The sequence below is a fragment of the Chryseobacterium sp. 2P genome (assembly GCF_059579425.1).
This window is the reverse complement of record NZ_CM184194.1, coordinates 3,563,278-3,586,700: the sequence shown is the minus strand read 5'-3', so window position 1 is coordinate 3,586,700 and position 23,423 is coordinate 3,563,278. Positions and strand designations below refer to the sequence as shown.

21 protein-coding genes and 4 tRNA genes are annotated in these 23,423 nt (G+C 35.1%); 20 read left to right on the top strand and 5 right to left on the bottom strand.

Features of this window, described 5'->3' with window-relative positions:
• Positions 1–13 precede the first annotated feature (13 nt).
• From AC52CF_RS16305 to AC52CF_RS16280, 6 genes are all read left to right on the top strand, one after another.
• Entirely contained in the window at positions 14–811 is a 798-nt protein-coding gene (locus AC52CF_RS16305) for a hypothetical protein (RefSeq protein WP_214588682.1), read from the top strand.
• Between the two features lie 131 nt (positions 812–942).
• Positions 943–3,039, top strand: coding sequence for an FIDD domain-containing protein (locus tag AC52CF_RS16300; protein WP_214588683.1), 2,097 nt, complete (start codon positions 943–945; stop codon positions 3,037–3,039).
• An 84-nt stretch (positions 3,040–3,123) separates the two neighbouring features.
• A complete protein-coding gene (locus tag AC52CF_RS16295; protein WP_214588684.1) occupies positions 3,124–3,645 on the top strand; it encodes a DUF1572 family protein in 522 nt (173 codons plus the stop codon).
• On the top strand, positions 3,645–4,283 hold the full coding sequence (locus AC52CF_RS16290; RefSeq protein ID WP_290266482.1) for a hypothetical protein: 639 nt from the start codon (positions 3,645–3,647) through the stop codon (positions 4,281–4,283). The genes AC52CF_RS16295 and AC52CF_RS16290 overlap by 1 nt, the downstream gene beginning before the upstream one ends.
• Positions 4,284–4,349: 66 nt before the next feature.
• Positions 4,350–5,696, top strand: coding sequence for a tRNA (N(6)-L-threonylcarbamoyladenosine(37)-C(2))-methylthiotransferase MtaB (mtaB, locus tag AC52CF_RS16285; RefSeq protein WP_214588686.1), 1,347 nt, complete (start codon positions 4,350–4,352; stop codon positions 5,694–5,696).
• 194 nt (positions 5,697–5,890) lie between these two features.
• On the top strand, positions 5,891–7,408 hold the full coding sequence (locus AC52CF_RS16280) for an FMN-binding glutamate synthase family protein (protein WP_214588687.1): 1,518 nt from the start codon (positions 5,891–5,893) through the stop codon (positions 7,406–7,408).
• A gap of 47 nt (positions 7,409–7,455) precedes the next feature.
• Here the strand turns inward: AC52CF_RS16280 and AC52CF_RS16275 are convergent, their stop codons facing one another.
• Positions 7,456–8,214, bottom strand: a complete 759-nt coding sequence (locus AC52CF_RS16275) for a hypothetical protein (RefSeq protein ID WP_214588688.1) — start codon at positions 8,212–8,214, stop codon at positions 7,456–7,458.
• A gap of 57 nt (positions 8,215–8,271) precedes the next feature.
• Here AC52CF_RS16275 and AC52CF_RS16270 point away from each other — a divergent pair, with 57 nt between their 5' ends.
• Positions 8,272–8,709 carry an RNA-binding S4 domain-containing protein gene (locus AC52CF_RS16270; protein ID WP_214588689.1) on the top strand — a complete coding sequence of 146 codons (438 nt, stop codon included), beginning with the start codon at positions 8,272–8,274 and terminating at the stop codon, positions 8,707–8,709.
• 9 nt (positions 8,710–8,718) lie between these two features.
• Here the strand turns inward: AC52CF_RS16270 and AC52CF_RS16265 are convergent, their stop codons facing one another.
• Positions 8,719–9,234 (bottom strand): shikimate kinase, encoded by a 516-nt coding sequence (locus tag AC52CF_RS16265; protein WP_214588690.1) that lies wholly within the window; start codon positions 9,232–9,234, stop codon positions 8,719–8,721.
• Positions 9,235–9,348: 114 nt separating this feature from the next.
• Between AC52CF_RS16265 and AC52CF_RS16260 the strand changes: the two genes are divergently transcribed.
• The 4 genes from AC52CF_RS16260 (at position 9,349) to AC52CF_RS16245 (ending at position 9,930) form a co-directional block, all read left to right on the top strand.
• Positions 9,349–9,421 (top strand) — tRNA-Lys (locus tag AC52CF_RS16260).
• A gap of 36 nt (positions 9,422–9,457) precedes the next feature.
• A tRNA-Leu gene (locus tag AC52CF_RS16255) sits at positions 9,458–9,540 on the top strand.
• A gap of 67 nt (positions 9,541–9,607) precedes the next feature.
• Positions 9,608–9,680 (top strand) — tRNA-Lys (locus AC52CF_RS16250).
• A gap of 177 nt (positions 9,681–9,857) precedes the next feature.
• Positions 9,858–9,930 (top strand) — tRNA-Lys (locus AC52CF_RS16245).
• A 187-nt stretch (positions 9,931–10,117) separates the two neighbouring features.
• Here AC52CF_RS16245 and panC read toward each other — a convergent pair.
• A complete protein-coding gene (panC, locus tag AC52CF_RS16240) occupies positions 10,118–10,966 on the bottom strand; it encodes a pantoate--beta-alanine ligase (protein WP_214588691.1) in 849 nt (282 codons plus the stop codon).
• A 180-nt stretch (positions 10,967–11,146) separates the two neighbouring features.
• Here panC and AC52CF_RS16235 point away from each other — a divergent pair, with 180 nt between their 5' ends.
• From AC52CF_RS16235 to AC52CF_RS16195, 9 genes are all read left to right on the top strand, one after another.
• Positions 11,147–11,917: a glycogen/starch synthase gene (locus AC52CF_RS16235; RefSeq protein WP_214588692.1), complete on the top strand. Its 771-nt coding sequence runs from the start codon at positions 11,147–11,149 to the stop codon at positions 11,915–11,917.
• A gap of 14 nt (positions 11,918–11,931) precedes the next feature.
• Entirely contained in the window at positions 11,932–13,533 is a 1,602-nt protein-coding gene (locus tag AC52CF_RS16230) for a DUF4270 domain-containing protein (protein WP_214588693.1), read from the top strand.
• A 22-nt stretch (positions 13,534–13,555) separates the two neighbouring features.
• Positions 13,556–15,409: a glutamine--fructose-6-phosphate transaminase (isomerizing) gene (gene glmS / locus AC52CF_RS16225; RefSeq protein WP_214588694.1), complete on the top strand. Its 1,854-nt coding sequence runs from the start codon at positions 13,556–13,558 to the stop codon at positions 15,407–15,409.
• 108 nt (positions 15,410–15,517) lie between these two features.
• The gene (gene porK / locus AC52CF_RS16220; RefSeq protein ID WP_496517387.1) at positions 15,518–16,936 is read left to right on the top strand and encodes a T9SS ring complex lipoprotein PorK/GldK; all 1,419 of its coding nucleotides are present in this window, start codon (positions 15,518–15,520) and stop codon (positions 16,934–16,936) included.
• 56 nt (positions 16,937–16,992) lie between these two features.
• A complete protein-coding gene (gene porL / locus AC52CF_RS16215) occupies positions 16,993–17,682 on the top strand; it encodes a type IX secretion system motor protein PorL/GldL (protein ID WP_214588695.1) in 690 nt (229 codons plus the stop codon).
• Positions 17,683–17,735: 53 nt separating this feature from the next.
• Positions 17,736–19,325, top strand: a complete 1,590-nt coding sequence (porM, locus tag AC52CF_RS16210) for a type IX secretion system motor protein PorM/GldM (RefSeq protein ID WP_214588696.1) — start codon at positions 17,736–17,738, stop codon at positions 19,323–19,325.
• Between the two features lie 23 nt (positions 19,326–19,348).
• Positions 19,349–20,287 (top strand): type IX secretion system ring subunit PorN/GldN, encoded by a 939-nt coding sequence (gene porN / locus AC52CF_RS16205; protein ID WP_214588697.1) that lies wholly within the window; start codon positions 19,349–19,351, stop codon positions 20,285–20,287.
• 55 nt (positions 20,288–20,342) lie between these two features.
• Entirely contained in the window at positions 20,343–21,380 is a 1,038-nt protein-coding gene (locus tag AC52CF_RS16200; protein WP_214588698.1) for an NAD(P)/FAD-dependent oxidoreductase, read from the top strand.
• Between the two features lie 167 nt (positions 21,381–21,547).
• Positions 21,548–21,805: a SemiSWEET transporter gene (locus tag AC52CF_RS16195; RefSeq protein ID WP_214588699.1), complete on the top strand. Its 258-nt coding sequence runs from the start codon at positions 21,548–21,550 to the stop codon at positions 21,803–21,805.
• A 61-nt stretch (positions 21,806–21,866) separates the two neighbouring features.
• Here the strand turns inward: AC52CF_RS16195 and AC52CF_RS16190 are convergent, their stop codons facing one another.
• Positions 21,867–22,310 carry an META domain-containing protein gene (locus AC52CF_RS16190; RefSeq protein WP_214588700.1) on the bottom strand — a complete coding sequence of 148 codons (444 nt, stop codon included), beginning with the start codon at positions 22,308–22,310 and terminating at the stop codon, positions 21,867–21,869.
• A gap of 18 nt (positions 22,311–22,328) precedes the next feature.
• Entirely contained in the window at positions 22,329–22,736 is a 408-nt protein-coding gene (locus AC52CF_RS16185) for a hypothetical protein (RefSeq protein ID WP_214588701.1), read from the bottom strand.
• Between the last annotated feature and the right edge of the window lie 687 nt (positions 22,737–23,423).

Sequence of the window (23,423 nt, the reverse complement as noted above, 5' to 3'; positions counted from 1 at the left end):
AAATAATAAGCACATGAAAAAGGCATTTTCTGATGAGGATTTAATTAAAAATCTGAGCTTATATTATCTGAACCGACACTTGAAAAAGAAGCCGATAGAGAAGTATCATCGTAAGATCGACGAATCTCAGCTGCATGACCGCGAAAAATATAAAAAGAAAGCGGAAATTTTACTGCTCAATTCTTTTATGCACCATTTCCCTGAAGTTAAATTTGAAGATTTAACCTGCGAAAGCCCCGACTTTATTGCAAAATTTAATGATAAGAAAATCGGAATCGAACTTACCGAAGTAATCAATCATCTTGAAATGAAGAAGGTTGAAAGCAATCTGAACAAGATTTTCCGTCAGGCAGAAATTTTATTGGAACAGGAAGACACTACGAAATATCGTGGTGTTTATTTTTTAGAATTTCACTCAAACATCAGACTGGATTCTCCGGAAAATCAGCAGGAAATCATTTTAAATATTTATAAAAGCATCAAAAAAGGAAAGCCTGCAGGAAATGTAAAAAGCATCCGGAAATCTTTCCACCGAAGAAATGTTTTTATTACCCATGAGTATAATATGAATCTTTTTGATGAATTATGTTCCGAGAAAATTGTAGAACTTATTGAAAAAAAGAACGAAAAATTTCCTTATTACGATACTTCGGTTGACGAATGTTGGCTCGTTATTGTTTCGGATATGAATTCCATCGCTTCGCGTTATACTTTTATTCAGGATAAAGAACATCTGCAAAAAGTAAACAGCCCGTTTCATAAGATTTTTCATCTGGAAAACCTTTGCGGAAATATTACAAGTATCAAGTAATTGCTGAAAAATATTTATTGTTATTTGGTTTTTGTTGAATTATTTTCGTTGAAGCTTTTGTTTTTAATTAGAATTGTTTATATTTGATAGACAACAAATTGCATTTCAATTAATAACCAAATCAGCATGATATGAAAAAAATTCTACTTCTTTTCTTACTTTTTATTTCATCTATTTTTTTCGCTCAGGCAGACTGTTCATCCGCTCTTGCGGTATGCGGAAATTCGAATATTACGTATTCTCCCATGGGAATCGGGAATGTTAACGAAAATTTAGGAGGATGTTTATCTTCCGGTGAGCATAATTCAATCTGGTATAAATTTACCATTGCAACAGGCGGAACGCTTACTTTCGATCTCATTCCTACAGATCCTAATGCAGATTACGACTGGGCGATCTACGGACCGAATGCCAACTGTGCAAGTCTTGGTTCTCCGATTCGCTGTAATGCAGCAACCGTTATCGGAGTAGGAGCTTCCACAGGGATGAATATGACGAGTACGATTTTAAGTGCTGCAGGAGGATCATTAACGCCGTACTGTAAATACATGGATGTTTTACCGGGACAGACCTATTATCTGTATATAGACAATTGGGTAGATGTTCTTAATCCTACAATGGCTCCTTTTTCTCTAACGTGGGGAGGAACCGCAACATTGGCTTCACCGTTTACGGATCCGGGCATTCAGACTCATCCTTTTATTCCGCCGGGAGCTCCCGCTGCCAATCCTGCCAGTCCAAGAGAAATTATTGTCTGCGAAAATCCTATGGTCTTTGATTTTAGTACTTTATCTTCCGGGATTTTAAATGGAAACAGTAATTTCCAGATCAGTTATCACACTTCACAAAATGACGCTCTTTCCGGAGCAAATCCTATTTTGTCGCCTATTACCATTAATACGACTACTACATATTATTACAGTATTCATTATCAGGATCCTGCAAACCCTAATAACCCGATCAATTCCTGCAGACAGGTGGGAGCTTTTAAATTTAAATACGGAAATATTTCAGGAACCAATGTTACGCTCTACAGTTGTAATAACAACAATGCCGGAACCGGAACTTACGATTTAACTTCCGCTGCTGTTTTTGGAGATCCTACCGCAGTAAAGGTTTATTATAATTCACTTTCAGATCTTAATGCGGGAATAAATCCCATTACAAATACTACTAATTTCGTTTCGGCAGAAGGAATGGTATACGTTAAAATTACTTCTCAATATGGTTGTGTGGCAATTGCGCAGATTATTCTGAAGTTTTATCCGGTTGTCGTCGTTACAGAAGCTACTTTAAGAACCTGCTTTATTGAAGCTGATCCTTCTACGGGACTCTTTGATCTTTCCCTTGCTGCAGTAACCACGCAAAGCGGAACGACTAAAAAATATTATCCTTCTTTAGCAGATGCACAAAACGGTACGAACGAAATCGTAGGATTTTCAAACTATATTGCTCCCAACGGTGTCATTTACGTCAAAGTATTCAACTCCAATAACTGTTTTGCAATTGCAAAAGTAAATCTGGTGGTTATTCAGCCGGTATATTCCGCCATTCTGAAAGACAAAATCATCTGTATGGAAGATAAAACGACATTAGATGCAGGTTCCGGATTTACAGGTTATGAATGGAGTACAGGAGCCACTACACAGACAATCAGTAATGTAGGAGTGGGAACGTATTGGGTGAAATTAAAAAGCGGTAACTGTATTACCAAACAGATTGTAAAAGTTTATGCTTCTGAGCAGCCTGTGATTTCTACGGTTGATATTACCAATAATACCATAACAGTAAATGTTTCAGGAGGAACCGCTCCATACAAATATTCTCTTGACGGGATTAAATGGCAGGATTCCAATGTATTTACCAATGTTCCGAGAGGAGACAGCAGAATTTTTGTAAAAGATGCCTACAATTGCGAACCGATTGATATTACAGTTGTTGTTCCTAATTTGGTGAATGTAATTACACCGAACGGAGACGGAGTGAATGATGTGATTGATTATTCAGCTTTAGGATACAAACAGAATTTAGTGCTGAGTGTTTTCGACAGATACGGAACACTCGTTTTCAAAGCGGATAAACTAAGAAATTATACATGGGACGGAACCATCGGAGGTAAAAAAGTCCCAACAGGAACTTACTGGTATTCGGTTTCTTGGAACGAAAATGATAAGAAGAACACCTTATTCAAGTATTCCGGTTGGGTAATGGTGAAAAACAGAGAATAATTTTCAGAACTCAATAAAAAACCGTTGCCTGTGTAACGGTTTTTGTTTTATAAAATCCCTATCTTAGATATTCAAATTTACATCATGAAAGAGTTATTGATAAAACGTTTTGAATACTATAAAATGCTCGGTGACCAATCTTTCGGGCAGCTTTCGGATGAACAGATTTTCTGGCAGTTTAATGAAGAAAGCAATTCTATAGCGATTATTGTTAAGCATATCGCCGGAAATATGTTATCCAGATGGACTAATTTTTTAACCGAAGACGGCGAAAAATCATGGCGGAACAGGGATGAAGAATTTGTTGACACTTTTAAAACGAAAGCTGAGGTTCTGGAATATTGGGAACAAGGCTGGAAATGCTTTTTTAACGCTCTGAACCAGATGAATGATGAAAATATACATTCTGTAATTTACATAAGAAATGAAGCACATACATTTATGGATGCTGTTTTCCGTCAGTTGGCGCATTATCCTTATCATATCGGGCAGATTGTTTATATCGCAAAAATGATGAAGAATGAAGACTGGAAAAGTCTTTCTATTCCGCGAAATAAATCGCAGGAATTTAATTCTGAAATGAGTAATAAATTCAGACAGCAGTAATGAAGAACTTTACCATTCAAAATAAAGGAATTGTTTCTGATGAATTTTTAAATAGAAACATCACAGATTTTCATTCTGCCTGCCAATATGTTTCAATGCTCCCTTACAAAAGGAATAATGATAAAAGCAGAACCGAATGTATTTTTGATGATTTTGGCGGAACCTGCAGTACAAAACACGCCGCCCTGAGAAAACTTGCTCTGGAAAACCATCACAGCGATGTAAAACTCATTGTTGGAATTTTTAAAATGGATGCAGAATACACTCCGAAGATTAGCGGTACTTTGCAAAAATTTAATTTGAAATACATTCCGGAAGCGCATAATTATCTCAAAATTGATGACGAATATTACGATTTTACGAACCGCAGTTCACATTATCATCAATTTAAAGATAAACTGCTGATTGAAAAGGAAATAGAATTCAACGAAATTGGGGCTCAGAAAATTTCATTTCACAAAGATTTTCTTGGAAAATGGCTGAACGAAGATCGCATCACTTACAGTTTAGATGAATTGTGGAATATCAGAGAACAATGTATCAGAGATTTGCAGCAAATTGATGAACCTGAAATTCAAAATTCATCTCCGGTTTGTTACCAGACCAGTCCGGAAATAAGGGATGAATTTAATCAATAGACTGAATCAATTCAGAATTCATCTTAAAATGATTATCTTTGCACCCACAAAATTCAGAATCAATAAATGTCTCAATTTCAAAGAACTGCCGCATTTCATACTCTTGGCTGCAAATTAAATTTTGCGGAAACATCTACCATTGCCCGCCAATTAACAGAAGCAGGTTACGAAAAGGTAAGTTTTGATGAAAATGCGAATGTGTATGTTATCAATACCTGTTCGGTAACTGAAAATGCCGACCGCGAATGCAAACTTCACGTAAAAAGAGCCATGAAAGCCAATCCGGATGGTTTGGTTGTAATCGTGGGATGTTATGCACAGTTGAAACCGGAGGAAATTTCACAGATTGAAGGGGTAGATTTGGTTTTAGGAGCCAAAGAAAAATTCAATATTCTGAGCTATCTTGATGATCTGGAGAAATCTGAAAACGAAGGGATCGTTCATTCATGCGAAATTGAAGAAACAGATTTTTTTATTGGAAGTTACTCCATCGGAGACAGAACCAGAGCTTTTCTGAAGGTTCAGGACGGTTGCGATTACAAATGTACCTACTGTACGATTCCTTTGGCAAGAGGGATTTCCCGTTCCGACACCATCGAAAATGTATTGAAAAATGCCAAAGAAATTGCTGAAAGAGACATCAAGGAAATCGTTCTTACAGGCGTAAACATCGGAGATTACGGAAAAGGTGAATTTGGAAACAAAAGACACGAACATACTTTTTTAGATTTAATTTCTGAGCTTGATCAGGTTGAAGGCATCGAAAGAATCCGTATTTCTTCCATCGAGCCGAATCTGTTGAAAGATGAAAGCATAGAACTGGTTTCGAAAAGCAAAAGTTTTGTTCCGCATTTTCATATTCCTTTACAATCGGGAAGTGATGAACTGCTGAAAAAAATGAAACGCCGTTATTTAACGAAACTATATATCGACAGAGTTAATAAGATCCGTGAAGTAATGCCGGACGCAGCGATTGGTGTGGATGTAATTGTCGGTTTTCCCGGAGAAACAGAAGAGCTGTTCATGGAAACATATAACTTCCTGAACGAGCTTCCGATAACTTATCTGCACGTTTTTACCTATTCTGAAAGGGAAAATACGGAAGCGGCAGAAATGGAAGGCGTAGTTCCGATTCCCGAAAGAAAAAGACGCAATAAAATGCTTAGAATTTTATCTGAAAAGAAAAAAATGGCATTTTACCAGAACCAGCTTGGAAAAACACTTCCTGTACTTTGGGAACACGAAAATAAAGACGGGAAAATGTTTGGCTTCACAGAGAATTATGTGAGAGTACAGAAGAATTTCGATCAGTCTTCAGTCAATCAGATTGAATTCTTAAAGCTTGAAAAAATAGAAGCGGACGGAACCGTTTCTGTGATGAATTCTTTTGAGAGTTTTCTCGAGAAAATTTAATATTCTTTTAAACAATTCATTTAAAATAATTCAGACATTGCTATCATAGTGATGTCTTTTTTTGTTTTAATGAAATCGAAACCTGAAATCATCACATTTAAACCAAAAATAACTTCTTTCATTAGTGTTTTTGATGTTTCTCAAGCCGTTCATATCAATTTAAATTTTTTAACTTTGGTAAAATTCAAAATGATATGAGAGACAAATTTTTGCTTTGGGGAGCTATTATTCTCGTCGTTGCGTGGTCGGTTGCTTTTTTAATAAGGGCAGATTGGTGGATTCCTGTTTTGTTAACCATTGTGTATGCAATCGGAATCTATAACATTACCCAATCTAAACATGCTATTCTAAGAAATTTTCCTGTTTTGGGCTATTTCAGGTACTTCTTTGAGAGTATTTCACCGGAAATGCAGCAATATTTCATTGAAAGAGAAACCGATGGAAAACCTTTTCCGAGAAATCAGCGTTCTGCGGTGTACAGAAGGGCAAAAAATTTGAGTGATACGGTGCCCTTCGGAACACAACTGGAAGTTAACCACAGAAAATATGAAGGAATTAAGCATTCCATTTATGCAAAATCTCCGATGGAAGAGCTTCCGAGAGTCTGGGTAGGAGGAGAGCAGTGTTCTCAGCCTTATCATGCTTCGTTATTTAATATTTCGGCAATGAGTTTCGGGGCATTAAGCGACCGCGCTCAGATTTCTTTAAACAGAGGAGCAAAAAAAGGAAATTTTTACCACAATACGGGAGAAGGAGGGATTTCTCCGCATCATCTGGAAGGCGGCGATCTTTGTTGGCAGATCGGAACCGGATATTTCGGCTGTCGTGATGAAGAAGGTAAATTCAATCCGGAATTGTTTAAAAAATATTCCACTTTACCCAATGTAAAGATGATCGAAATTAAATTGTCTCAAGGGGCAAAACCAGGTCATGGCGGAGTTTTACCGGCTGTAAAAAATACCCCGGAAATTGCAAAAATCCGTCACGTAACGCCTGGATTAACGATTATTTCACCGCCTTCTCATACCTCTTTTTCCGATGCGGCAGGCTTGTTGAGGTTTGTACAGCAGTTAAGAGATCTTTCGGGAGGAAAACCTGTTGGTTTTAAATTGTGTATCGGAGACACCAAAGAATTTGAAGATATCTGTGTTCAGATGAATGTTCTGAAAATTTATCCTGATTTTATAACCATTGACGGAGCGGAAGGAGGAACAGGAGCCGCACCACCGGAGTTTTCCGATGGAGTAGGGATGCCTCTGGAACCTGCCTTGATTTTTGTTAACAGAACGCTGAATAATTATAATTTAAGAAGTAAATTAAGGGTTATTGCAAGTGGAAAAGTTCTTACAAGTCTTGACATTTTAAGAGCCATCGCGATGGGTGCAGATATGTGTAATAATGCGAGAGGATTTATGTTCTCTTTAGGCTGTATTCAGGCTTTGAGATGCAATAACAACAATTGTCCGACAGGTGTTGCCACACAGGATAAAATGTTGATTAAAGGTCTGGATGTTACGGATAAGGCGGAAAGGGTGTACCATTTTCATAAAAATACGCTTCACACATGTAATGAGCTGATTGCGGCGGCAGGAAGAAGTTCGTATGAAGAAGTGGATGCCACAATGTTTATGAGAGGCGATGAGTTTGATCATCTGGCAGATCTCTATTTTCCGGATATTTTAGGAAATGTGAAGCAGAAAGCAAAATCATAGATTCCAATAAAAATTAAAGCGCTTCTCAATGGGAAGCGCTTTAATTTTTATTGTTCTGAAACCGGTCTTGGATTGGCTTTGTAAATCTGGAAGTTGAATACAAAACAATTATTTTTAAGAGAATAGCCTGTATAATTATAATGTGCATCTCTACCAAAAGCAGCTCTTGAAGGAACGATAATTACCCCCTGTAAATTGTATGCATCTCCGTCTGATAAATTTGCGTATCCCTTAAAATATTTCAATCCTTCCTGAAGGCCTTCTATTTCGTAATAGCTTCTTAGTTTGGCAGCATCAGTTGTTGCATCCGTCATTGTTTTTTTCTTCACATAATAAAACAGCGGGTCTGTTAAAGGAGAGCCGCTTCCATTGATTGTGTTGGCTAAAACTCCTGATGTTGTAAATGCTACATTACCGTCTGTATTTGTTGCAAGATAGTAGTTTGCTCTCATCATCGTTCTGATCTGAGTGGCATTTGTTGCTTCAGGATTCGTTTCAAGAGTTACTCCTGAAGTTGGCTGCGCTCCGTTTCTTACAATATATATAACCCCGGAAGAAAGTTTCTGAGGACTTAGTTCTGATAATTTTTTCTCATTATCATCAGAAGTATCTGTTGAGCTGAATGCTTTTATATTCCCCTGTGAATCAAGATAATTGTCATTCATGAACTTTTGGATCGCCTGATCGTCGTATGAATTTCTTACCGCAATATCGTCCGGCTCTACAAATGTTTCAACTTCATCATCCTTTTTACATGCCGTGAAACACAGAGATCCAGCAAGGATATATAAAAATATTTTTTTCATTTTTCAAAAAACTTTAATTACTTTACAAATAATATAACGACAAAAGTATAAAAAATTATGAGAATAGATAAATTTTTATGGAGCATTCGTTTTTATAAGACTAGAACCATTGCTACTGAGGAGATTAAAAAGAACAGAGTGTCTATCGGTGCGTCGGTTGTAAAGTCTTCTAAAGAGGTGAAGGAAGGAGATGTAATAAAGATCCGTAAAAATCAGATTGACTATCAGATTAAAGTAATCCAGATTCCGAAAAGCAGGATCGGAGCAAAGCTTGTTCCTCTTCACATAAAAGATGTAACCGATAAGGAACAATATGAATTATTGAAAATGCGTAAGATGTCTCAGGATTATTACCGAAATAAAGGAGAGGGAAGACCTACAAAGAAAGACCGCAGAGATATGGATGATTATGTGGAAAACGATATTGCCTCAGATTTTACAGACTGGGATGATTTCTTTGGCGAAAATGGTGACGAATCTGAAAACGAAGATTAAAAAAAAGCTCTAGAGATAGAGCTTTTCTGTTATTTCACTGGCGATATCTTCCGGAGTTCTGTTGTCTGTAATTACACTAATTTGTGCTTTATTGTAGAAGTCATTTCTTTCAAACAGATGCTTTGCTATAAATTCAGCAAGATTTTTATCTGCGATATTGGCTATTAAAGGCCTTTTTTCTTTCTGTTTAGAAAGTCTTTCTGCTAAAGTAGCGACAGAAGCTCTCAAAAAAACACTTTTTGAATTATGGTTGATGATTTCCATATTGTTATAGTAGACAGGAGTTCCTCCCCCCAGACTTAAAATAACATTTTTTTCAGAGGCAAGAATTTCTTCCAGTGTTTCTCTTTCCAGCTTTCTAAAATAGATTTCTCCCTTTTTATCGAAGATTTCGGGGATTGTCATTTTATTCCTTTTGGAAATTTCTTTATCTAGATCAATTAATTTAAAATTGAGTTTTTCGCTTAATATTTTGGAAACGTGAGATTTGCCACTTCCCATGTATCCGACCAGTGAAATTATCATGAATTTTTTTTAAACAAATTTGCAAAAAAGTTTTGAGATAAAGAAAAAACTCATATCTTTGCACCACTAAAAACGAGGGACATTATCACAGTGTTAATCGTTGATAAAGTGGCCGACTCGGTAGCTCAGCTGGTAGAGCAATACACTTTTAATGTATGGGTCCTGGGTTCGAATCCCAGCCGAGTCACAAGCAAAAAAATTACTGGATTTTGTGATTTTTATTGCCTGCGTGGTGAAATTGGTAGACACGCCATCTTGAGGGGGTGGTTTCCTAAGGATGTGCTGGTTCGAGTCCAGTCGCAGGCACAATGCAGAAAATTTGAATAATTAATAGTATAGCTTAATTTATTTTACAATACTATTGATTGTGGCCGACCTGGTAGCTCAGCTGGTAGAGCAATACACTTTTAATGTATGGGTCCTGGGTTCGAATCCCAGCCAGGTCACAAGTTTACTGAAAAGTAAATTTTTTTCATATTAATATTTTGTGATTTGGTGTTTCAAGGGCTTTCTCAAGAAGCCTTTGATTTTGAAAAATAAATTTTGCAGGAACGAAATAATTTGTATCTTTGCAGCTCTTAAACAGAATGTTACTTTTTTAAAGTAAATTCAAACTAAGTGACGACTCGGTAGCTCAGCTGGTAGAGCAATACACTTTTAATGTATGGGTCCTGGGTTCGAATCCCAGCCGAGTCACAAGTTTACTGAAAAGTAAATTTTTTTCATATTAATATTTTGTGATTTGGTGTTTCAAAGGCTTCGTAAGAAGCCTTTGATTTTTTATATACTTTATCTTTATGTGATTTTGTATGTTGCGGATAAAAAAATAACAAGCGTTATTAAAAGGATAGCGCTTGTTATTTTTAATTTAATTTTATCAAATTTAGTCCAGGTGCATATTGTCGATTAATCGTACTCCATCCACAACAACGACAATAAATGCACGGAATTTTCTGTCTTTGTAAAAGAAATCAGTTTCTTTAAGTGTTTTTTCATCAGCAATCAGAAAGTATTCTAACTGCATCCCTCTTTGCTGATCAAAGATATCCTGTACTCTGTTTTTAATTTCGGGAACTGTTATTACTTTGAACCAGTCGTTTACTTTTTTTAGGGTCTCGTAAATAACAGCAGAGGCTTCTCTTCGGTCTTCGTGAAGTCTTTGGTTTCGGGAACTTAAGGCAAGTCCGTTTTCAGCTCGGTAAATCGGAACTCCTTTAATATTGATTAAAAGTTTTTTCTTTTCAACCATTTTTTTGATAATTGCCAGCTGTTGGAAGTCCTTTTCCCCAAAATAAGCATTATCAGGTTTTACCTGTCTGAAAAGTTCTTCTACAACAGTACCAACACCGTCAAAATGTCCAGGTCGCGATTTTCCTTCCATTTCATTTTCCAGCCCGTCAAAATCATAATGTCTGCTTTCTGTTTTTTCAGGATAAATATCTGTAACTTCAGGAATGTAAACAGCATCTACCAATCCGGACTTTTCCAGAATGGAAATATCTCTGTTGATGTCTCTCGGATACTTTTCAAGATCCTCAGGATTATTAAATTGAGTAGGATTAACAAAAATTGATGATACCACAAGATCATTTTCTTCTCTTGCGGTTTTATATAGTGATAAATGTCCGTTATGAAGGGCTCCCATGGTAGGTGCAAAACCTATCTTTTTGCCCATTTCTTTCTGTCTTTCAATGAAATCCTGAAGAACTTTTTTACTTTTTAGAACTTCCATAGTTTATTTTAATAGTAATTCAAAAATACTAAAAATATCATATAATTATGATAAATGAAGGCAAGGTTTTAATAATTTCAGAAGGGAATTATCGTAAAAAAATGTTAATTAAAATAATAATGAATGTTTTTTCGTAATTTTGCACATTAAAGCATTTTTACAAAAATTAGATAGAAGTTTATGCCGAATCAAAAAATACTGTACATTACTACAGAGATGTATCCATATCAGGAAGATACAAATATGGCTGCAGTGGTAAACAAAATGGCACTTAAGATGCACCAAGAAGGCAATGATGTAAGAGTTTTTATGCCAAGATTTGGACAAATAAGTGAAAGAAAATTCCAGCTTCATGAGGTGATACGCCTTTCGGGAATGAATATTATTATTAATGATCTGGATCAGCCTCTTATTATTAAAGTAGCGTCACTTCCGGGAGAAAGACTTCAGGTTTACTTTATCGACAATGAAGAGTATTTCAAAAGAAAACAATATTATTTTGATGATGAAGGACAGCCTTTCGAGGATAATGATGAGAGAGCAATATTTTTTGCCAGAGGAGTAATTGAAACCATTAAGAAACTGAATTGGGTTCCGGATATTATTCATTTAAATGGATGGATGGCTTCTTTTGTTCCGATTTATCTTAAAACATACTACGAAACAGATACTTATTTTAAGGACGCCAAAATTGTTCTTTCATTATACAATGAAAAAGATGCAGCTTTAGCTTCCAACATCGACGAAAAACTGAAGTTTGATAATATTTCAGGATTAAAAGCGTTAGATAATCCCGGTGTAAAATCTTTTGTTATCGAAAGCATGAGCTATGTTGATTTAGTCGTAAAAGGAGATGAATTTTTGGATGAAGACTTAGATAAGGCTTTTAACGAAACTTCTACTCCGAAATCGGAATATCTTGACGTAGATTCTATAAATCAACTTTATTAAAAAACACATTTTTAATGATTCATACTATTAAAAAAGCAATCACCGTTTTTTCTCTGGTGGTTTTGGGAAGTGCATTACTCTATAACTGTGAGCCGGATGCAGATACTCTTGGAGAGCAGCTATTCTTGGATGGTGCTGCACAGGGAAATGAAAAATCTTTTGATGTTACTGCATTTAATATAAATAATAATGATAGTATCCGAAGCGATGCTTCAAAATTAACTTATGGTGTATTAGGTGCTTTCAATGAAGGACAGTTTGGTATGCAGAAAGCTTCTTATTTAACACAGCTTAGATTATCAACCTATGATCCGGATTTTGGAACAAATGCAGTTGTAGATTCTGTAGTTTTAGTTATGAAACCCAGATATGCCACAGATAGTGTTACTACTAATACAGTGGATGATAATTATACTTATACAACAGCTGCTGACGGAAGTGTTAATGCTAAAAAAGTAGTAAATACATATCCTGTTTTAAAATTTGGTAAAGCGAAAAGAACATTCAACTTAAGAGTTCATGAAGTAAACACTTTTCTAAAAGGAGTTTCCGACAGTGCAAAATCAAACCAGATATTTGACTTAGGTGCAGATCTAGGATCCAAGCAATTTAAAGGGTATGTAAGTTCTGTTGCTATCACCAAAGACGATGGCGGAGCTGCTTTATTTACAGCTTCAACTCCTGGAATCAGAATTCCTTTGGATAAAACTTTTTTCCAGAGTAAAATCATAGCAAAGAAAGATCAGCCTGAACTTCAGGATGCTTCAAATTTTATCAGATATTTTAAAGGACTTAGAATTTCTGTTGATGAGGAGGATGGATATTTATTCCAGATTTCGCCCAATGATATGGAGCTGGTTATGTATTATAAGTATGATAAAACTGAAAATGGTACTACAACGAGGCCACAGACAACATATTCATTCGCTTTAGGATCTGCTAATACACATATTGGACAATATCAATATAAAAGAACGGGTTCTGCATGGTCAACTGCCACAATTGGAAATCAAAACAACGGAGCTCCAAAACTTTATCTTCAAGGCATGGGAGGTCCATCAATAGGTATTAAAATTCCAGATGCAACTATTAATCAGCTTAAGCAATTATATCAAAACGATAAGGCGGCAATTATTAGTGCTAAAGTTAGAATATATACAGATGATACGAGTTGGAATAACAATTATGCCAAGCCCACAGAATTTACTTTCCTTCAAAAATATAAGAATGATCCTGTAGTTATTAATTCTACGACTGGTAATCCAGTAACCGTTACTAACTTTACTAGTGATCTGTTAAGTTTATCAGGACTTGCAGGATATACCATCTATAAAGCTTATGATTTGACTAAAAATCAGGCATATTATGATTTTGTAGTTACTAAGTCTGTTAAAGATTTTGTTGAAAACACATTAGATCCTAATTCTAAAATAGATGCATCTACTTTATATTTCAGAATTGATATGGGATCTTTCCAGACTAACTCTGCTGGAACAAGTTTAGCAGGATATAAATTTACTACAACACCATATAATACAAATAGAGCTGTTTTCGTAGGATCACAAGCAGGAAATCCGAACAGGGTTCAGTTAAAAGTAATTTACGGTACAAAATAATTTAAAATACATTTGATAAAATATGTGCGGAATCGTTGGATATACAGGTTTTCAAGACGCTTACGATATTGTAATTAATGGTCTTAGAAGATTAGAATACAGAGGGTACGACAGTGCCGGAATTGTTCTGGAAAACGCAGAAAACAAACTTGAGGTTGAAAAAACTAAAGGTAAAGTTGATGATTTGGTAAATATTTCCAGTCAGTTAAAAGGAGTTGCAAAAATCGGTATGGGACATACCCGTTGGGCTACCCACGGTGTACCTAGTGATAGAAATTCTCACCCACATTTATCCAATAGTGGAAAAATAGCACTTGTTCACAACGGTATCATCGAAAATTATGATACAATTAAAACAATGCTTACTGAAAAAGGATTTACATTCAAATCTGAAACAGATACTGAGGTTTTAGTAAATCTTGTTCAGTATTTCATGGATCTGAATGTTGAAATGGATTTTCCTACTGCTGTAAGATATGCTCTTAATGAAGTTTATGGGGCATACGCTATTACAGTGATGCATGAAGATTTTCCGGGAGTATTGGTTGTAGGAAGATTAGGATCTCCTTTGGCAATAGGAATTGGAGATAAAGAGTATTTTATCGCTTCAGACGCATCTCCGTTTGTAGAATTTACAAAAGAGGCAATTTATCTGGAAGAAGGACATATGGCGACAATTTCTCTTGAAAATGGAGTAGATATCAGAACCATCAGTGAGAATTCTAAAATTGAGCCGGAAATTCAGGAGCTTAAACTAAGCTTAGAGCAGATCGAAAAAGGAGGGTACGAACATTTTATGCTAAAAGAAATTTTCGAACAGCCTAAATCCGTTCATGATACGATGAGAGGAAGACTTTTGGTAGATGAAGGTGTTATCAAAATGGCGGGGATTTGGGACTATATCGAAAAGTTTAAAAATGCAAACAGAATCATCATTATTGCTTGCGGAACTTCTTGGCATGCAGGATTAATCGGTGAATATTTAATTGAAGAATATGCAAGAATTCCTGTTGAAGTAGAATATGCTTCGGAATTCAGATATAGAAATCCTATCATTACAGATAAAGATGTAGTCATTGCAATTTCTCAGTCCGGAGAAACTGCAGATACCATGGCTGCATTAAAACTAGCTAAAGAAAAAGGTGCTTTCATTTATGGAATCTGTAATGTGGTGGATTCATCCATTGCAAGGATCACAGATGCAGGCTCTTACACACACGCGGGACCTGAAATTGGAGTGGCTTCCACAAAAGCGTTTACTGCACAGTTAACAATTCTTACCTTAATAGCATTCAAATTAGGAAAGCATAATGGTAATTTAGGGAATGCTGAGTTTATGAGCTTAATTGCAGAACTGGATGCAATTCCTAGAAAAATAGAAGATGTTTTAGCAACTACCCATGAATTGGTACAAAATATCGCTAAGGATTTTGTAAGTGCAACCAATTTCTTATATCTAGGAAGAGGATACAATTATCCTGCTGCACTCGAAGGTGCATTAAAATTAAAAGAAATCTCTTATATTCATGCTGAAGGATACCCTGCTGCAGAAATGAAGCATGGTCCTATCGCTTTAATTGATGAAAATATGCCGATTGTTATCATTGCTCCTAAAAAAGGACATTATGATAAAATTGTAAGCAACGTTCAGGAAATTAAAGCAAGAAAAGGAAAAGTTATTGCTGTTGTAAATAAAGGAGATACGCAGGTAAGTGCTATGGCAGATTACGTTATAGAGATTCCGGAAACCTCCGAATGTTTCTCTCCAATCGTTGCATCAGTGCCTTTACAGATGTTGGCGTACTATATTGCAGTGTATCGTGGAGCTAATGTAGACCAGCCTAGAAACCTTGCGAAATCTGTAACGGTAGAATAAAAATTACTTGTAAATAAAATAAATTTAGATTTCTTCCGTTATTTCAAAAAAAATCTTAAAAGTTTCTTAAAAAAATTATATATTTACGGCTTAATTATAAAAATTAACATGAAAAGGATATTTCTTTTATTATTGTCTGCGTCGGTAGCATCGGTATCTTGTTCAGGTGGGGGAGCCTATTCAGTGGGTAAACCGGGAACAAAAGGAGAATTGATACCTAGAGAAAAAACAAAATCATTTGTTGCAGAAAGACCTTACGGAATGGTAGCTATTCCTGCAGGATCATTTGTTGCAGGATTAACTGATCAGGATTTCACAAACAGTCCTGAAAAGGCTCCGGCAAAAACTGTTACTGTTTCTTCTTTCTTCATGGATGAAGCAGAAACTACTAATGCGGAATACAGGGTATTTATCAATTATGTAAGAGATTCTATCGCAAGAACTTTACTTGCTGAAGCTGCCGGAGAAGGTGGTGAAGGTAAAGGTAAAGGAACAAGCATCGGAGATTATGCATACCTTGCTCAGAAAGAAGAGAATTTAACACCATATCAGGAATATTTAGAAGGACAAGGCGGTGGAAACGAAGGAAACTACGATCCAACGAAAAAAATCGACTGGAAAGTTCCTTTGCACTGGAGTACATCTAAATATCCGGATGTAGAATATGCGGAAGTTTTAGAATCGATGTATTTACCAGCTTCTTCAAGAATCGGTAATGAAAGAATCCTTGACGTGAGTAAACTGAAATATACTTACAGATGGGGAGATATGGATGTTGCAATGGCTGAAAAAGAAAGAGGAGTAAACTACCTTAGAAGTGAAAGTATTGCAATCTATCCGGATACTACAGTTTGGGTAAAAGATTTCCACTTTGCATATAACGAGCCATTATTTGAGCAGTATTTCTGGCACAAAGCTTACAAAGATTACCCTGTAGTTGGAGTAACATGGGATCAGGCAAGAGCATACTGTAACTTCAGATCTAAATTGAAGTCAGATTACAACGAAAGCTTAAAAAGAAGAAAACAAAGACCATTGCAGTTCAGACTGCCTACAGAAATCGAGTGGGAATATGCTGCAAGAGGGGGAATGCAAAATGCTACTTATCCTTGGGGAGGTCCTTACTTAATGGACGACAGAGGTTGCTATCTGGCAAACTTCAAGCCTAAGAGAGGTAACTATATGGAAGACGACAAAAAAGGTACTTATACATATACAGCTCCAGTTAAGAAATTTAAGAAGAATGGATTTGGGTTATTTGATATGGCTGGAAACGTTTCTGAATGGACATCATCTGATTATAACAACTCTTCATACGGATTCTCATCTACTTTAAATCCTTCTACGAAAGATTTGGCAGATACTAAGAAATCTATCAGAGGAGGATCTTGGAAAGATGTAGGATATATGCTTATGAATGGCGCAAGAGACTGGGAAAGAAAAGACTCTGCAAGAAGCTATATTGGATTCAGAACTGTACAGGATATTCCTGAGGCTGCTGTTAAACCAAGAAAAGTTAACAGATAATTCAATTACCACTATTTTCAATAAATTTTATTTAACATTAAAAAAAACTAACTTATATGTTTAAGACTAAAGATGCTTGGATGAATTTCTTCTATTCATTCGGTGCTGCAATTGTAATTCTTGGAGCTTGGCTTAAAATTACTCACATTACTTTGGGACCAATTAACGGAAACATGGCGCTTACAGTGGGACTTATTACGGAAGCTATCATCTTCATCATTTTCGCTTTCGACCCGCCAAAATCTGAGGAGTCTTATGCGTGGGAAAATGTTTATCCTGAATTATTAGATAAGCATGCGAACCCAAATCCTTTACACTCAAATGTATCTAAAAGCAATTCTGCTCAATTTGCTGAATTAGAAAATTCTCTTTCAACCAAATTAGACAAAATGCTTGAAGACGCTAAACTTGATGTTCAGTTATTTGAAAGACTGAGAACAGGAATCGATAAATTCTCAAGCTCAGTAGATCAGATCAATCAGACTGTTGATGTTTCTGCTTCTACACATAAATATAATGAGCAGTTAAATAAAGCAGCTCAGCATATGGAAAGCATGAACGCTTTATATGCAATGCAGATGGAAAGCACTAAAAAGCAATCTGAATTTGCTAATAAATATGTTGCAGATATGCAGAAATCTGCTGAACAATCAGAAAAATTCAATCAAGAACTACAAGGTTTAACTTCAAACTTAAACAATTTAAACAGAGTTTATGGTGGTATGCTAACTGCTATGAAATCTTAATTTCCCAAACCATTTTTAATTTAACTACTTAATCAAAAAACAAAGAAAAGAGAATGGCAGCAGGAAAACAGACACCTCGTCAGAAGATGATCAACCTGATGTATTTGGTGTTCATCGCTATGATGGCCCTAAATATTGATGCGGAAATCATCAGGTCATATTATGACTCTACTAAAGCTCTTAATGAAACAAGAACTTTAACTGAAAGAAAGAACGAAAAGATTTTTGAAAAAACTCTTGAGGCGAAAGCTCAGCAGGTTCCGGATACTTATGCGCAACCATGGGCTCAGTATCAGGTTCTTAGAGATAAGATCAATGTTTTGGTAAAATCTGCTCAGGAAATTAAAGATGTTCTTAAGAAGAAATCAGAGTTTCATGATAAAGATGCATTAGGAAAAGATGTTGACGTAAGTGAAAACTTTGCAGCACTTAACAATAATGAAGCTACAACTGAATATTTCTTTAAGGAAGGAGATGAAAATACACCATCAAAAGGTGCGTTGGAATTAAAAGCGAAAATAGATGATGTAAGAAATTACATTAATGCTACTTTTGGAAATAACCCGCAATTGAAAGACTTAGTTGAAAGAGCTAATAAATCTTTAATTGCTGAATATCCAAAAGGAAAATCTCCGAATGACAAAACTTGGTTCCAAAACAAGTTTTATCACCAGCCATTAATCGCTGCAATTTCTAACTTGGAAATTATTCAGAATGATGCAAGAAACGTTCAGTCTGATGCGCTGGCTTTAATGCTGCAGGAAAAAGTGGATGCAAGTATCAAATTTACAAGTTATGAAGCTATTGTTTCTGCTCCTGTAGATGTAGTTGCAGGAAAGCCGGCTGAAGCTGTTGTAATGTTAGGAAACTATTCAAACAGTAATAAGATCAGTATTTCCGGAGTAAGCAGACAGGAAAACGGAAAAGGATATGCAAATCTTAATACAAGCGGAATCGGACAGAAAACGTTCAGTGGAAATATTACATTAACGGATGCGACAGGAAAAGCTCAAAACTACCCTTTCACTCATACTTATAATGTAATTGCTGGACCAGAGGAAGTTAAGCTTCAAAAAGGTTTATTATTATCACCAGATAAGATGAATGTAGTGTATAGAGGTTTAGAGAATCCACTTTCTGGATCAATTTTGGGAGCTGATAATTCTAAATTGTCCCTATCTGCTCCAGGTGCAGTTGTTAAAAGTGCAGGTCCTGGTAAATGGAATGTAATTCCTTCTACTGGAAATACTCTTAAACTTACTTTGTCTGGTACAGATCCATCGGGTAAAACTGTTTCTCAGGTATTTGAATATAGAATTAAGAATGTTCCTGCTCCTCAAGGACAAATGAGAGGTCAGACAGTATTGAATGTTCCTGCTACTTCTATACCAAATCAGACTGTACAGGCAGCTATTCCTGATTTTGATTTCCCAGTTTCATTCACTGTTAATCAATTTATGGTAAAAGTTCCGGGTAGAGCTGCATTATTAATCAAAGGAAGCAGTCTTGATGAAGCTGCAGGATTAGTTAAGAATCTAAGAGCTGGAGATGTAGTATATGTCTTCGACATTAAAGCTACTGCTACAGGTTTAGGAAATCAAACGTTGAAAAATATCTCACCAGTTGTAATCAACGTTCAGTAATTTTAATAAGATAAAAAAATATTATGAAAAAATATATTAGCAGTCTTTTAGTATTGGTTTCTGGGTTTGCATTCTCCCAAACCATCCTGAACGCTTCTTCTCCAGAGGAGTTTAGACAAATGAGAGCTGAAAACAAACAAAAAATTGGTGATAGTATTGTTGACAAAAAAGTAAAACCTTTGGAATATGGATTTGTTGATGATAAAGACATTCTTAAAAGTATGTTTGTTTGGGAAATCATTGATATGAATGATAAAATTAATCAGCCATTCTATTATGATAATCCAGATGGTCTTACATCTAGCCAAACGAGATCTTTATATCAATTATTGTTAGATGCTGCTACAAGTGGTAAAATTGCTGAAGTCTATGATGATGAGAACTTCGTAACTAAATTGAGTCCTGAGGGTATCCAAAAAAGATTAGAAAGTGTAAGAATTGCTGATGCAGCGATTGATATCTTAAACTCAGGGAGACAGTTAACAGAGCAAGAGAAAAAAGAATATACCGACGTTTTTAAAACGACAACTGATAAAGTTAAAGTTTTAAAAGTAATGGGTATGTGGTTTATCGATAAAAGAGATGGGCAGTTGAAATATAGACCACTTGGTCTTGCTGCTATGGGACCAGACCCTGCTGTACAAGGTAGAACAGGACCAGATGGACAGCCTTTAGCTGGAGCAGATGAGCTTATTGATCTTTTCTGGATTTATTATCCTAGCGCGAGAGATATTTTAGCTAACAATTATGTTTATAACAGAAAAAATTCATCAGCAGATTTATCTTTTGATGATTTAATCAACGCAAGAAGATTCTCTTCTGTTATTTATAAATCATCAGCGGGATTAGGTGATGGAGTTATTAAAGACTATATTCCTAGAGATGCTGAAGATCAGATTGAAGAAAGCGACAGAATTAAGGCGCAGATCCTTCAAATGGAAAATGATATGTGGAATTACTAAGATTTCACTTGATAATTATAGAAAACCTGAGTATTTTTACTCAGGTTTTTTTATTATGAAGAATGTAGATTATATTATCGTGGGAGACGGATATGCAGGGCTTTTTTTTGCACATCAGCTAATCAGAAACAATAAGACTTTCGTCTTGTTTTCGGAAGGACAGAAGAGTGCTTCGCAAGTTTCTGCAGGAATTATAAATCCTGTTGTGCTTAAAAAATTTACGACTTTTTGGAAAGCACAGGAACAAATCGATTTTCTTAAAAGTACTTTAAAAGAAATTGAAAATTATACCGAAGAAAATTATCTGATCGATGCTCCGATTCATCGGATCTTTCATGACGAAAATGAACAGTCACTTTGGCTAAAGAAGTCGGGAAATGATGACCTTTTATATTTTTTAGATAAAAATTTCGATCATTTAAAGGTGGTAAAAAACGATTTTCTTTCAGGAAAGGTGAATCAGTCTGCGAGACTCAATGTTAACGGTTTTTTTACAGGTTTATTTAGGTTTTTAGAAAAAAATGAAAAATTAATTGCTGATAAATTTATTTATTCAGATGTGGATATAGAAAGATCCACTTATCATGATTTTACTTTTAAGAATATTTTATTTTGCGAAGGAATGGGAGTAAAGCATAATCCCTTTTTTTCCGAAATTCCTGTAAATCCCAATAAAGGCCACCATATTAAAGTAGAGCTTTCAGAAAAAATTCCCGAAAATATTACTATCAAGAAAAAACATTTTCTTTTTCCTTTAAATGAGCAGTTGTATTTTTATGGTGGAACGTACGACAGAGAACAGTTGCACCATGAAATTGATGATTCTGCAGTTGAGCAGCTTAAAAAAGGTCTGACGGAATTTTATCCTCATCCTTTTGAAATTAGAGAGGTAAATTTCGGATTCAGGCCGACTGTAAAGGACAGAAGACCAATTATCGGAAGACACTCGGATTATCATAATTTATACGTATTCAATGGTTTGGGAGCAAGAGGTATTTTAAATGGCTGTTACTTTTCCAAAAGTCTATTTGATTTTATTGAAAAAGATATTCCTCTGGATAAAGAGATTTCTCTGGAGCGATTTGAAAACTAATATTAAAAGAAATACATACAAATTCAACTTCCAAGTTACTCTGATTATTACTCAATAGAAGTAACGATTATTCTTAATAAATTCATTCAGCAGAATTCTATATATGGAAAAATAGAAAAGACTGTAAAATTGCCATAATTTTTGCTTTATCAAAATAAATATCATCTATGAATGAAAATCTTTTAGGAATAATTGCCGGTCTTCTTACTTCAGGTTCGATGATTCCTCAGTTAATTAAGGTAATAAAAGAAAAAAATGCAGATGATCTCTCATGGGGAATGCTTGGAGTGCTTATTGTAGGAGTTTCGCTTTGGACGTGGTATGGAGTTTTGAAGGATGAACTTCCCATCATTCTCACCAATGCCTTTTCTGTGGCTGTAAATATTACATTGCTTATCTGCTGTCTTATTTATAAAAAAAAGTAATCTCAAAGAAAAAAATACTCCTGTTATACAGAAGTGTTTTCATATTGGGATTATTTACAATTTATTTTAAGATAAATTTTGCTAATGGAGCCATTCTGGCTTTGTTGAGCGTTAAAGTATTTCCGTTTACAGAATAATTATCTGCTGCCAGAAGAGCTTGTACAAAAGCACGTTCGGTTTCAAGATCATCACATGCAATCATGGTAGACATTCCCTGATTGAATTTGATACGCATGATTTCAGGCTTTATTTCAAAAGTTCCGCCCACTCCGTTGCATCCTCCATGTCCTTCATACCTCATATTGGAAGTATTCAGCATAAAATGAGGTACTGCTTTGGGATTTTTAAGCTGAATAGGTTTACCGTAAATCTCTGTTAACTCCCATGTCTTTCCGGTAATATCTGAGCTTTTTTCGGGTGAAACATCTGAAGATGGTTTATTCATACAGGAAGCAAGAATAGCAAACATGATTACCGAACAAATGTAAGCGATTATTTTTTTCATAATTTTAAGATTTTGTGATTAGTAAGAAGCCATTTTAGTATTGGAAGAAGATGATTTATTTTTCTTGCAATGGAAAAGTACCATGTTATAATCTTTGTTCAGAAAAGTTACTTCACCACGAACGTTTGAATACTGATAATCTGCATCACCTGCTGTAAACTCTGGCAGTTCATCACTTTTTTTAAGATTATAAGATTTTCCGTTTAAATGTACCGTTACAGTATGCTGGGTTTCATTAAAGGTTACCTCAAGCTGTTCTCCGGATTCATCAGTATAAACCTCTTTGGTTATTTTGTCTGGCTCCTGCTTCGTGGCTGTAGCATTTTCAGGCTGCTCTGCAACTTCTTCTTTGATCTGATTTTTACATGCTGTTACAAGAAAGAGCGGTAAGGCTGTAAAAGTAATAGTCCGCAATAATTTTTTCATAATATAAGTGATTTTTAAGTGAGTTACTAAAAATTGAATGATAGTAATGTCTAAAATTACAATTTTTTATGCTAATAATATGTTAATTTTGTATAAATTCACTTAAATTATATGTCTTTTTATCATTATAAAAATATTTTATGTTAAATAAAATACGGTAAAATTCTGTGAAAAACTGTAAACAGAATAGTGGCATAAACAAAAAGAGACATTCCGGGAACGTCTCTTCTCAATGATGTGTTTTTAGAATCTTATGGAGTTTTTATATAATCGATTTATAACATTTCCTACACTTGCAGATTAAAATCTTTGTTGATTCAATTCCAACTTGGTCAGGAAAAATCAAAAATAAAACAGAGAAATTTATAGTGGGAATTTTGTTTTCATGTTTATTATATTAATCTGAGTTGTTAATAATAATGGTAGAAAGTTTTCATGTTTTGTTTATAGTAAAAATAATAAATAATATTTTATTATTGCATATGATTTAATAAAATTTGTTAAAATTTTTATTTTTAATTAAAAGAATGGGGGTTTTGTGAAAAATTAACTTTGTATTTACCTTTTCACTGCTTTTACATGGCTGCTCTTTGCTTTTTATGTTCGGGGAATAAATATGTTCTCTGTTTTAAGTATTTGAAAATCATTTAATTTATCAACCTAAAAACAGGCTCATTTCTTTTAATT